15 protein-coding genes are annotated in these 11,598 nt (G+C 67.3%); 9 read left to right on the forward strand and 6 right to left on the reverse strand.

Annotated features, from left to right (window positions below; all coding sequences use genetic code 11):
* Positions 1-3 precede the first annotated feature (3 nt).
* Positions 4-945, forward strand: a complete 942-nt coding sequence (locus QH195_RS12200; RefSeq protein ID WP_280435441.1) for a hypothetical protein — start codon at positions 4-6, stop codon at positions 943-945.
* Positions 946-981: 36 nt separating this feature from the next.
* The gene (locus QH195_RS12205; RefSeq protein WP_280435442.1) at positions 982-1,185 is read left to right on the forward strand and encodes a zinc-ribbon domain-containing protein; all 204 of its coding nucleotides are present in this window, start codon (positions 982-984) and stop codon (positions 1,183-1,185) included.
* 32 nt (positions 1,186-1,217) lie between these two features.
* Here the strand turns inward: QH195_RS12205 and QH195_RS12210 are convergent, their stop codons facing one another.
* Positions 1,218-1,796 (reverse strand): TetR/AcrR family transcriptional regulator, encoded by a 579-nt coding sequence (locus tag QH195_RS12210; RefSeq protein ID WP_280426197.1) that lies wholly within the window; start codon positions 1,794-1,796, stop codon positions 1,218-1,220.
* Positions 1,797-1,886: 90 nt separating this feature from the next.
* Between QH195_RS12210 and QH195_RS12215 the strand changes: the two genes are divergently transcribed.
* Positions 1,887-2,720 carry a class I SAM-dependent methyltransferase gene (locus QH195_RS12215; protein ID WP_280435443.1) on the forward strand — a complete coding sequence of 278 codons (834 nt, stop codon included), beginning with the start codon at positions 1,887-1,889 and terminating at the stop codon, positions 2,718-2,720.
* Between the two features lie 52 nt (positions 2,721-2,772).
* Here the strand turns inward: QH195_RS12215 and QH195_RS12220 are convergent, their stop codons facing one another.
* Entirely contained in the window at positions 2,773-3,603 is an 831-nt protein-coding gene (locus tag QH195_RS12220) for an SDR family oxidoreductase (protein ID WP_280435444.1), read from the reverse strand.
* Between the two features lie 75 nt (positions 3,604-3,678).
* On the opposite strand from QH195_RS12220, the gene QH195_RS12225 reads away from it, so the two are divergent.
* From QH195_RS12225 to QH195_RS12240, 4 genes are all read left to right on the forward strand, one after another.
* The gene (locus QH195_RS12225; RefSeq protein ID WP_280426200.1) at positions 3,679-5,256 is read left to right on the forward strand and encodes a methylmalonyl-CoA mutase family protein; all 1,578 of its coding nucleotides are present in this window, start codon (positions 3,679-3,681) and stop codon (positions 5,254-5,256) included.
* On the forward strand, positions 5,256-5,657 hold the full coding sequence (locus QH195_RS12230) for a cobalamin B12-binding domain-containing protein (protein WP_280426201.1): 402 nt from the start codon (positions 5,256-5,258) through the stop codon (positions 5,655-5,657). The genes QH195_RS12225 and QH195_RS12230 overlap by 1 nt, the downstream gene beginning before the upstream one ends.
* A 92-nt stretch (positions 5,658-5,749) precedes the next feature.
* Positions 5,750-6,706 (forward strand): LLM class F420-dependent oxidoreductase, encoded by a 957-nt coding sequence (locus QH195_RS12235; RefSeq protein ID WP_280426202.1) that lies wholly within the window; start codon positions 5,750-5,752, stop codon positions 6,704-6,706.
* A complete protein-coding gene (locus tag QH195_RS12240; protein ID WP_280435445.1) occupies positions 6,703-7,749 on the forward strand; it encodes a CaiB/BaiF CoA transferase family protein in 1,047 nt (348 codons plus the stop codon). The genes QH195_RS12235 and QH195_RS12240 overlap by 4 nt, the downstream gene beginning before the upstream one ends.
* Before the next feature lie 32 nt (positions 7,750-7,781).
* Here the strand turns inward: QH195_RS12240 and QH195_RS12245 are convergent, their stop codons facing one another.
* The 3 genes from QH195_RS12245 to QH195_RS12255 form a co-directional block, all read right to left on the reverse strand.
* Entirely contained in the window at positions 7,782-8,180 is a 399-nt protein-coding gene (locus QH195_RS12245) for a PIN domain-containing protein (RefSeq protein WP_280435446.1), read from the reverse strand.
* Positions 8,177-8,452 (reverse strand): hypothetical protein, encoded by a 276-nt coding sequence (locus QH195_RS12250; RefSeq protein WP_280426205.1) that lies wholly within the window; start codon positions 8,450-8,452, stop codon positions 8,177-8,179. Before QH195_RS12250 ends, QH195_RS12245 begins: the two co-directional genes overlap by 4 nt.
* An 87-nt stretch (positions 8,453-8,539) precedes the next feature.
* On the reverse strand, positions 8,540-9,211 hold the full coding sequence (locus QH195_RS12255; RefSeq protein ID WP_280435447.1) for a TetR/AcrR family transcriptional regulator: 672 nt from the start codon (positions 9,209-9,211) through the stop codon (positions 8,540-8,542).
* A gap of 91 nt (positions 9,212-9,302) precedes the next feature.
* Here QH195_RS12255 and QH195_RS12260 point away from each other — a divergent pair, with 91 nt between their 5' ends.
* Entirely contained in the window at positions 9,303-10,808 is a 1,506-nt protein-coding gene (locus tag QH195_RS12260) for an MFS transporter (protein WP_280426207.1), read from the forward strand.
* Positions 10,809-10,842: 34 nt separating this feature from the next.
* Here QH195_RS12260 and QH195_RS12265 read toward each other — a convergent pair whose 3' ends face one another.
* Positions 10,843-11,292 (reverse strand): nuclear transport factor 2 family protein, encoded by a 450-nt coding sequence (locus tag QH195_RS12265; RefSeq protein WP_280435448.1) that lies wholly within the window; start codon positions 11,290-11,292, stop codon positions 10,843-10,845.
* 96 nt (positions 11,293-11,388) lie between these two features.
* Between QH195_RS12265 and QH195_RS12270 the strand changes: the two genes are divergently transcribed.
* Positions 11,389-11,598 (forward strand): hypothetical protein (locus QH195_RS12270; protein WP_280435449.1); only part of this gene is annotated, 210 nt, incomplete at its 3' end.

Genomic DNA, 11,598 nt, shown 5'->3' on the forward strand with positions numbered 1-11,598 from the left:
GACGTGCGAGCACGCGGAATCAATTACGACACCGGGTTTCTTCCCGGAGAAGACCTCTCGCGGAAGGTTTTCACCGAGGAAGCGGCCCGACGGGATATGGCGGTGATATCCGGCGAGCTGCATTGCGATGCCGTTCGTGTCTCCGGCCGCGACCCCGAACGCCTGAGCATCGCGGCCGGCTGTGCGGCGGCCGCCGGTCTCGAAGTGTGGTTCGCTCCGTTTCCCGTCGATATGCCCGCCGGCCTGCTGCTGCCCTTCTTCGCCGACTGTGCCCGGCGGGCCGAAGCCGTCCGTCTGGCCGGTGCCGAGGTCGTATTCGTCGCGGGTTGCGAGATGAGTGCGTTCTGCGGCGGGTTCATCCCGGGCCACACCTACGGCGATCGGCTGCAGGCCATGGCCGAGGCCGATATGGACTGGTGGATGGGCCTCGGCCCGATGCAGGATCGTCTCAACGATTTCCTCGGCCAGGTCGCCGAGACGGTGCGCTCCCACTTCGGCGGGCGCATCACCTATGCCTCGGCCCCGTGGGAATTCGTCGACTGGGGTCCGTTCGACCTCGTCGGTATCGACGCCTACCGTGCGGCCCACAACGCCGGTACTTTCCGGACCGAACTGCGAGCACACCTCGCACACGGCAAACCGGTCGCGGTGACCGAGTACGGGACCTGCGCCTACCGGGGCGCGGGCGAGCGCGGCGGTTCGGCCTGGCACGTGCCGCACGATGCGGTGGCGGACGAAGCCGAACAGGTCGGCTACCTCACCGAACTGCTGGACATCTTCGAAGAGGAAGGTGTGGACACCGCACTCTGGTTCACCTTCGCCGGCTACAGCAGGCCCGGAGAAGCCGATCTGGGTTCCTACGGCGTGGTCCGCATGCTCGACGAGACTCGCTGGGAACCGAAGAAGGTGTTTCACACGATGGCAGCCAGGCACTACCGCGGCTGAAGGCCGGGGACTCGCCACCAGTTCTACGCTGGGCTGATGTTCTTCATCTTCGGTTTCGGAACCAAGCGGCAGAATCTCGGCTTCGGGCAGACCCGGACCTGCCCGCGCTGCCACAACACCACTCAGTGGCAACGGGTGCGGGAGTTCAAGCAGTTCACGCTGTTCTTCGTACCGGTCGCCCGCTGGAAGCGCCGGCAGGTGGAGATCTGTGGCATCTGCGGCGCTGCGATCGAAGCCTGACGGGGGCCGCCGGCCCGCCGATCCGCGCCGGGTCAGAGCGCCGCGACGTGCTGCTCCAGTACGGCGCGAATGGTGGCACGATCGACCGATCCGTGTGGGGTGACGGCGTCCAGGGAGAGGCCGGAGATCAGTGCGGCCAGGTGCACGGCGTGGTGTTCGGGGGCAGAGATGCCGGTGGCGGCCAGGGCGTCGACGAGGACGTGGCGTAGGTCCGCCGCCATCTGCCGGACGACAGGTTCGAACGCGGGGTTGATGCGTGCGGCGGCGATGATTTCCATGAGGATGACCGCTTCGCGGTGCCGCTCGTCGTCCAGGGGGACCAATTCTTCGAGCACTCGCAGCAGGTGACGTTTCGCCGCGGGCCGGTCTCCGGCCGCTGCGGCGGGGTGGCGGGTGAGGCGCCGGCCCATCCGGTCGCCGACTTCGGTGGCCACGGCGACGACCAGGGCTTCGTGGTCGGTGAAATAGTGGCGCACCGAGCCGATGTTCAGCCGGGCCTCGGCGGCGACCTTGCGGAAAGTCGCGGCGGACGGACCGCCCGCGACGATGAGGTTCAGGGCGGCATCGACGATATGGCGGCGTCGCGCGTCGGCATCTACCCGGATAGGCACGGGACACAGTCTAGAAAACCGCTTTCGGGTTACATCACACGTGTGATACAAAATCGGCGCACCACATCCGACCGCCGAGGAGAACCCACCATGGACCACGCCGAAGCCATCGCCGCCAACCGGGCGAACTGGGACGAACGGGCCGATGTGCACCGGCGGTCCGACATGTACGACGTCGACGCCTTCTCGGCCGACCCGGAAGCGGTCTCGTCGGTAGTGCGCAACGACCTCTCGGTGCTCGGCCCGTATCTGCCGGAAACCGGAGTCCAGGGCAAATCCCTGCTGCACCTGCAATGCCATATCGGCACGGACACGGTGTCGTGGGCCCGCCTCGGCGCGGCCGATGTCCACGGTCTCGACTTCTCGCCGAATTCGCTGCGGCATGCCGACCGGATCGCCCGGGCGGACGGCCGCGACATCACCTGGGTCGAGGGGGACGCGCGGTTCGCGTCCACGCTGATCGACCGGCAGTTCGACCTCATCGTCACCAGCGCCGGAACCATCGTATGGCTGCCCGGCCTCACCGAATGGGCTCGCTCTATCCACGACCTGCTCGCGCCCGGCGCGGTGTTCATGATCCGCGACGACCACCCGATTCTCGGCGCGATGGATTTCGAGCCGTGGGAGATCACCGACGACTATCTCGGCGGAACCGGCCCCCGGATCTACACCGATTCTGGCAGCTACACCGAGAACTCGGCCGGGCAGATCACCTCGGCCACGGTGTACGAGTGGCGCCACGACCTCGGCGAGATCGTCGGTTCGCTGCTGGCCGCCGGATTGCGGATCGAGGCGGTTCACGAACTGCCGTACATGGATTGGCGCGCCTTCCCCGATCTCGTCGGCTGTCCGGAGGGATGGAGACTTCCGGACACGGCGCCGCGGATCCCGTTGAATTTCGCCGTCGTCGCCCGGAAGGTGTAGCGATGTCACGGGAAAACAGAGATGACCGTCTCGGGCTGGTCCGTTCGGTGGACTAATCCAAGAACATATCCGGGATCGGGTTGGCGCCACCGCCGTATTCCGACAGGTCGGCGCGGCCTGATTCGATGAGCGCCGTGGCGTCGATATAGGTGTTGCCGGTGTTGTACTTGGCTTCGCGGGAGAGGATTTCGGCGGCGGCATCGCCCATGATCCGAGGGCTGCGGGAGGACTCCAGCAGGTTCGTGCCGTCGGGGAGGTTCGCGACCGCGGAGGTCGCGATATAGGTCTGCGGCCACAGGCAGTTCGCGGCGATTCCGGCGTCGGCGTATTCCGCAGCCCAGCCGAGCGTCAGCAGCGTCATCCCGTATTTCGAGAGCGTGTAGGAGGGGTGGGCGCCCAGCCAGCGCGGACTGGTGTTCAGCGGCGGCGCGATGGTGAGGATATGTGGATTCGGTGCCTGCCGCAGATGCGGTAGGCAGGCCCGCGTCAGCAGGAAGGTGCCACGCAGGTTGACCTGCTGCATCAGATCGAATTTCTTCGCCGACAGTTTCTCGGTGGGGTCGGTGGCGATGGCGCTGGCGTTGTTCACGCAGTAGTCGATGCCGCCGAAGCGCTCGAGTGCGGTGTCCACGATCCGCGCCACATCGGCTTCCTCCCGCACATCACCCACGACGGCCGCCGCCTTACCGCCGGCCGCTTCGATTTCCGCGACCGCGGTGTGCACGGTGCCCGGCAGCTTCGGATGGGGTTGGGTGGTCTTGGCCAGAAGCACGACGTTCGCGCCACGGCGGGCCGCGGACAGGGCGATGGCCAGTCCGATTCCGCGGCTGGCGCCGGAGACCACCAGGGTCCGATCGGTGAGGTTCTGCTGCTCGGTCGACATGTCACTCCTGGTCGATTACGCGTTCCCGCGAAGCGGTATTGGCATTCTCATTTTCTGCAAGTATCGTATTCAACGATGAACGATGCAGTCCATACCTCCTCGGGTATCCCGCTCGAACCGGTCTACGGGCCGGCCGACCGGCGTACCGAACCACCCGCGCCCGGCGCGTTTCCGTTCACCCGGGGCAACTACGCCACCGGTTACCGGGGACGGCTGTGGACCTTCCGGCAGTATTCGGGATTCGGCACCGCCGAAGAGTCCAACCGGCGCTATCGCTATCTACTCGACCAGGGCGGTACCGGTCTGTCGGTCGCGCTGGATCTGCCCACTCAATGCGGGTACGACTCCGACGATCCCGAAGTGGGGGAGGAGGTCGGGCGGGTCGGTGTCGCGGTGGACACCCTCGCCGATGCCGAGATCCTGTTCGACGGCATCCCGCTGGACAAGATCAGTACCAGCTTCACCATCAACGGCACGGCCGCGATTCTGCTCGCCTTCTATGTGGCGGCGGCGGAGAAGAAGGGCGTGCCCCGGGAGAAGCTCACCGGCACCATCCAGAACGACATCCTCAAGGAATACGCCTCCCGTGGCACCTGGATCTGGCCGCCGCAACCCTCGCTGCGATTGATCGCCGACACCATCGAGTTCTGCGCCGCGGAGGTGCCGCGGTTCAATGCGATCTCGGTGGCGGGCGCGCATTTCCGCGACGCCGGTGCGACCGCCGTCCAGGAGATGGCCTTCACCCTCGCCGACGGCGTCACCTACTGCGATACCGTCGTCGAACGCGGCCGGATGAGTATCGAGAAGTTCGCCCCGCAGATCTCGTTCTTCTTCTACACCCACGGCGATTTCTTCGAAGAGATCGCCAAGTATCGCGCCGGTCGCCGCCGCTGGGCGACCATCGTCCGCGAACGCTACGGCGCTACATCGGACAAGGCGTCGATGTTCCGCTTCGGCTGCGTGGCCGGCGGCGCCTCCCTCTACGCCCCGCAGGCGCAGAACAATCTCGTGCGTATCGCCTACGAGGCGATGGCCGCGGTACTGGGTGGGGTGCAGTCGATGTTCACCGCGGCCTGGGACGAACCGTTCGCGCTGCCCAGCGAGGAATCCGCGACCATGGCCTTGCGTACCCAGCAGATCCTGGCCTACGAAACCGGAGTGACCCGGGTGGCGGACCCACTCGGCGGCTCGTATTTCGTCGAGGCGCTCACGGACAAGACCGAAGAGGCCATCAAGGAGATCATGACCGACCTGGACAACCGGGGCGGGATGGTCCGGGCGATCGAAGACGGATATCTGCAGGGCCTGATCGCCGACGAAGCCTACAAACTGCACCAGGAGATCGAATCCGGCGCCAAACCGATCGTGGGTGTGAACAAGTTCGTCTCCGACGAACCCGCACCGGAGATCTCCACCTACGAATTGGACGCCGAAGGCCGGGAAACCCAGCTGAAACGGCTGGCCAAGGTGAAGGCCGAACGGGATTCCGCCGCCGTACGCGACACCCTGGCCGCGCTGTCGCGGGCCGCGGAAGGAGACGACAACCTCATGCATCGTCTGATCGACTGTGCCAATGCCTACTGCACGGTGGGCGAGATGACCGCCGCGCTCAAATCGGTGTGGGGCGAATTCCAGCAGCCGGTGGTGTTCTGATGACCGCGCGGGTACTGGTCGCGAAACCCGGCCTGGACGGCCACGATCGCGGCGCCAAGATCGTCGCCCGGACGCTGCGCGACGCCGGATTCGAGGTGGTCTACACCGGGATCCGGCAGCGGATCGAAGATATCGTCTCGATCGCGGTACAGGAAGATGTGGCTGTGGTGGGGCTGAGTATCCTGTCCGGCGCCCATGTGGCCCTGACGAAACGGGTGGTCGACGCCCTGCGCGCGGCCGACGCCGGCGATATCGCGGTGGTGGTCGGGGGCACCATCCCGCAGGGCGATATCGACAAGTTGCGGGCCGTGGGCGCCGCCGCTGTCTTCCCGACCGGTACCGCGCTCGAGGTCCTGGTCACCGAGATGCGGGCGCTCACCGGGACCACCGCCCCGTCCTGATCTCCCGGACGCCGGGCGTCCGGGTTCGGAGCCGCCGCCGTGACGGTGGGCGGCGGCTCCCCTTAGTCCAATTGTGAGAGTGGAGGATTGGCGTGCGTATCGGTGTGATGATCGGACCCGAGCGCGGCGATACCGCGCGTAAGGCCGCCCGGATGGTCGACGACGTCAAATGGGCCGAATCGGCCGGTATGGACACCGCGTGGATTCCGCAGATCCCCACGGATTTCGACGCGCTGGTGACGGTCGCGTTGCTCGGCGCGGCAACCGAGCGGATCGAACTCGGCACGGCCGTGGTGCCGTTACAGGCGCAGCATCCCATCGCCCTGGCCCGGCAGGCGCTGTCCGCGCATGCCGTGGCCGGCGGCCGGCTGGCGCTCGGTGTGGGGCCCTCGCACCACTGGATCGTGCAGGACATGCTCGGACTTCCCTACGAGAAACCGGCCGCGTACTCCCGCGACTATCTCGAGGTGCTGAACCCCGCGTTGACCGGGCCGGGGACGGTGGCGGTTTCGAACGGCAGCTTCACCGTGAACAACCAGTTGGATCTCGGTCCCGTGGCCCCACTACCGGTGCTGATCGCGGCACTCGGCCCGGTGATGCTGCGGATCGCGGGCGAACACACCGACGGCACCATTCTCTGGATGGCCGACGAACGCGCCATCGCCGACCATGTCGTTCCGCGGATCACCAAAGCCGCCGCCGATGCCGGTCGCCCCGCGCCCCGCATCGTCGCCGGCCTGCCCATCTGCCTGTGCGCTTCCGGTGAGATCGACACCGCCCGCGAACGCGCCAACCGCATCCTCGGCGAGGCCGAGGTTTCCCCGAACTATCAGCGGCTCCTGGAAAAGGGCGAAGCCAAGGATATCGGCGATATCTGCATCGCCGGTGACGAGGAAGCCATCGCAGCGGGCCTGCGCCGTTACGCGGAGGCCGGCGCCACCGATCTGTCGGTGCGGCTGCTGCCCATCGGCGACAACCGTGACGAACTGATCGCCTCCAAACGGCGTACCCGCGAGATGATCGCGCAGATCGCGAAGGATCTCCGTTGACCGCGGGTCCGCTGGCCGGTATCCGGGTGCTCGAGGTGGGCACCATGCTGGCCGGCCCCTACGCCACCATGATGCTGGCCGATCTCGGCGCCGAAGTGACCAAACTCGAACCCCCCGGCGGCGATATCTCCCGCAAGGTCGGCGACTCCTACTTCGCCAGCCTCAACCGCGGCAAGCGCAGTATCTGCCTGGACCTGACCTCTCCCGAAGGACAACAGCAACTGGGTGAGCTGGCCGCCGAATCCCATGCGCTCCTGGTGAACCTGAAACCCTCGGCGATCCGCAAGCTCGGCCTCACCTATGACGCCCTGCGTCACCACAACGACCGCATCGTCTGCGTAGCCCTCACCGGGTTCGGCCTGGACAACGGTGACGACCCCGCCTTCGACTACGTGGTCCAGGCGGCGACCGGTGTCGCCGCCCTCACCGGCGACCCGGCGGGCCCGCCCACGCTGCCCGGCTATTCCTCGGCCGACAACTCCACCGGCCTCACCGCCGCCCTCGGCCTGCTGGCCCAGATCGTTTCCGGGCGGGGCGGCCAGATCGACGTTTCCCTGCGCGACGTGATGCTCTCCCAGCTGAACTACCACGCCGCCGCTTACCTCGACAACGGCATCGAACCCCGACGCCGCCCCTACGGTGCCCATTCGTATTACGTTCCGGCCCAGCTGTTCCCGACGGCCGAGGGCTACCTCGCCCTGTTCATCACCCATGACGGGTTCTGGAAGACTTTCTCGAAAGAAGCCGCCCTCACCGGTTTCGAAACCATGGCCGAGCGGGCGGCCCACCGTGACGAAGTCCTGACCCTGGTGACCGATGCCCTCGCCACCGATACCGCCGCCTCCTGGGAATCCCGGCTCCGACCCCTCGGCGTACCCGCGGCCGCGGTCCGCACCCTCCCGGAAGCCCTCGACGCGACCCCCGAGGTGGTCGTCCGGGCGGGCGGGCACCGCCTCATTTCCTCCCCCATCCGGGTGTCCGGCTGGAGCCCGGACTACCGCCCACCACCCCGCCTCGGTGAACACGGCGGCGCCGCAGCGTAGTGCCGCCTCCGGCGCTGAATACTGATGTCAGGTCACACTTTCTCGGCGACGATCCGGGGATGGGCGGCAGTGAGGGTGTTCACATCGTCGATATCGGAGGTCAGGATTGTGATGCGGCCGGGCTGGGCCAGTGCGGTCGCGCAGAGCATGGCATCGATCGCATATTTGTGGCCGTGGAAGCCTGCCTCGCGCAGTAATGTGGCGGCGGATTGGGCAACCGCCTGGGTTACCGGCTCGACCCGTAGGCGTGACAGCGTCCACTTCAAGGCGTCGTAGTTGATCCGGGGGTGGATTGCTTCGACCAGTACGGCGGCCGACGTGATGACGGGAATATCGGTGTCCCGCGCGGCGGCGAGCCATTCGTGGAGCTCGCGATTGCGCTGCACGGCTTTGGCGAGGCCTTCGCTATCGAGGATGAGCGCTCCGCTCACGCGGCTGTCCCCGCCTGGGGATCGGTGGCGCGGGTCAATTCCGCGCGTTTGGCGGCGACAGCGGCTGGGTCGGCCGGGCCGTTGTGCTCGTCGAACGCGCCGATCAATTCGTCGAGATTATCGCGCTCGATCTGGCGCTGCGCTGCCTGCTCGAGATAGGCGGACACCCCCCGTTTGCCCACCCGCTCCCGGATGGCCTGCAATGTTCCGGCCGTCAGGCTGACCGAGATGCCGCTACTGGGCCCGTCGCCGGGTGGGAATTCAGCGTCCATGGCCCAAATTTAGCATTTGAAATGCTAATCGACTATCGATGCTGTAGGTGGATTGCGGCGCGGGGTCGGGTTTTCGCGGCACTGCGGTCAGCCGGTGGGCCGACCGGCGCGCAGGGCGAACCCGTCGCACAGGGCGGTCAGGCCCAGGTGTAGCAGGTCCAGCTGGGCGAACTGGTCGCCGGTGCCGTGCAGTTCTGCCAGCGCGGGTGGGGTCGGATGGATCGGCGCGCCGGCCAGTAGGGAACGCAGCCCGTTCTCTTCCGTGCTGTCGAATCCCTTGCGGCTCACCAGTGACGAACTGATGTGGGGGAGGGTGGCGCCGGAGATGTAGTTCCACACCGCGAACGACATCTCGGTGGCTTCGTGTGTCGAGACCTCGAGTTCGCGGAAACCTTCGACGAGCCAGGCCAGGCATTCGAGGCTGCTGGGCCCGAAGCTGTAGCGGGGGGTCGCGAAGGCCAGGAGCACCCACGGATGGCGCTGGTACAGCTCCCAGTCGATATCGCCGGCAATCCGGACCCGGTCCCGCCACGTCCAGTTCTTGCCCTCGACCGCCGGGTAAGGGTAGCGGCCCGCCACATCGTCGGCCATGGCGGCGATCAGGACGTCCTTGTTGGCGATATGCCGGTACAGCGACATCGCCCCCACTCCCATCCGGTCGGCGATCCGCCGCATGGACAGCGCGTCGAGTCCGTCGGTATCGGCGAGGGAGACGGCGGTATCGATGATGGCGGCTCTGGTGAGCTTCGGCTCGGTCATCGGATACCTGGCTTCGACAGCGGGTCTGGCATGCGTACACTGTACCCCGGACCATGCGTACGCCGTACGCGTCAGGGAAAGGGAATCGTTGATGACGAACGTGGAGGCAGTGCACGCCGCGCCGGAGGCGGGCGGCTCGCGGCGCGCCTGGCTCGGTTTGGCCGTGCTGGTGCTACCGGTGCTGCTGGTGTCGATGGATATGTCAGTGCTGTTCCTGACCTTGCCGACACTCACCGTCGACCTCGACCCCTCGGCCGCCGAGCAACTGTGGATTCTCGATATCTACGGATTCCTCATCGCCGGGCTGCTCATCACCATGGGCAACCTGGGCGACCGGATCGGCCGGCGGCGCATCCTGCTGGCGGGCGCGATGGTGTTCGGTCTCGCCTCGGTACTGGCGGCATTCGCGCCGAGCGCCGAGGTGCTCATCGCGGCGCGGGCGCTGATGGGTATCGGCGGGGCGACCCTGCTCCCGTCCAGCCTGTCGCTGATCAGCACCCTGTTCCCGGATGCCCGGCAGCGTGCCACCGCGATCGGTGTGTGGACGGCGTTCTTCGCGGGTGGTTCGGCGGTGGGCCCGATCATCGGCGGGGTGCTGCTGCACCACTTCTGGTGGGGGTCGGTGTTCTTGATCAACGTTCCGGTGCTGCTGGTATTGCTGGTGTTCGGGCGACTGCTGCTGCCCGAGCACCGGTCGTCCGCGCTGGGCCCGCTGGACCTGCCGAGCGTGGCACTGTCGATCGGCGGCATCCTGCCGGTGGTGTACGCGGTCAAGCACGCCGCCGAATTCGGTATCGACTCGGTGGCGCTGGTGTCGGCTGTGGCCGGTGGCGCACTGCTGACCCTCTTCGTGCGCCGGCAACGGCGGATCAGCGAACCGTTGCTGGATCTGCGGCTGTTCGGGCACGGTCAGTTCTCGGTGGCGATCGGGTCCAGCCTGGCCGGGATGATGTCGCTGGCGGGGCTGAGCTACCTGTCCAGCGTCTACCTGCAGTCGGTCACCGGTCGCGACCCGCTGGCGGCCGCGTTGCTCGGTATCCCGATGGCGGTCACGGTATTCGTGTTCTCGATGACGGGGTCGCGGGTGGCGCAGTGGCTGGGTGGCCGGGCCGCGTTCGCGTCGGCGCTCGCGGCGGCCGCGCTCGGCAACCTGATGCTGCTCGGTATCGGCGTGGACGGCGGAGTCGGCTGGTATGTGGCGGGGTCGGCGATCGCCGGCGTCGGGTACGGCATCGTGTTCACCCTGGTATCGGAAGTGGCCGTCTCCTCGGTGCCGCCGGAGCGGGCCGGTTCCGCGGTGGGTATCTCGGAAACGAGTTTCGAACTCGGCAATGCGCTGGGGCTGGCCCTGCTCGGATCGCTGGCGGCGGTGATCTTCCGGTCCGGTGGTGATTTCGCCCCGACCATCGGCGAGACCATCCAGTTCGCGGGTGACGACCCGGCGCTGGTTCACGCCGCCCGCGAATCGTTCGTCGGCGGTATGCACGTGGCGATCACGGCCGGTGCGGCCGTACTACTGGTGATGGCGGTGGTCGTGCTGGTCGGCCTGCCGCGCCGAGCCCGCTCGGCGGAGCGGGAACCTGCCGAGCACGCATAACGGCCGGTTCCTCAGCGCCCGGTGGCGGGTGCTGTCACTGCTGCCCGGTCGCCGATTCGCGGGCGGCCGGGCGGTTGGCGAACCAGACGTTCTCCTCGCGCAGCCGGTGGCTGCGCCAGCCGTCTGCGGTGCGGACCAGGTCGTGGTGGTAGTAGCCGCCGCACGAGCTGAGTTCGGTCATCCCGGGTAGCTGCATCGGGTTGTAGAACATGGCTCGTACCTGAGCGTTGTCACCCTCGAGCCGCAGGATCTCGATATTGGTGATGTAGTGCATGCTCATCGGGAGCGCGGTGAAACCGGCGGCCAGCCAGTCCGCGACCTCGTCGCGGGATCCGGCGATCGCGCCGGCGGAGCTGTAGTCGATGGTGGCGTCCTCGGTGAACACCGAGCGGTAGAGCACCCAATCCTTGGCATCGACGGCCCGGGCGTATCGGTGGAGCAGCGCGGTGATATCGAGTTCGTCGCGCAGCCGCTGCGTATCCATGGGGGGTTCTCCTTCGACGCCTGTGCCCCTGCAGGCTTCGGCGACGGTGTGGTCGCCCATCACACGGTATCGCGCCGTGGGGCCCGCCGAATCGAGTTGTGCATATCCACCGCGATCCACGGCGACCGGCAGACCACGTGGCAGGGGCGGGACGCGCCCGCCCCGCCCGGCGCCTGCCGGGCCCTGCGCGCCCCCCCTCCACGTGGTCTGCCGGTCGCCGTGGATCCCGGTGGATATCCACAACTCGATTCGGCGGGCCCCACGGCGCGATACCGTGTGATGGGCGACCACACCGTCGCCGAAGCC

The organism is Nocardia carnea, assembly GCF_029868855.1.
GTDB lineage: Bacteria > Actinomycetota > Actinomycetes > Mycobacteriales > Mycobacteriaceae > Nocardia > Nocardia carnea_A.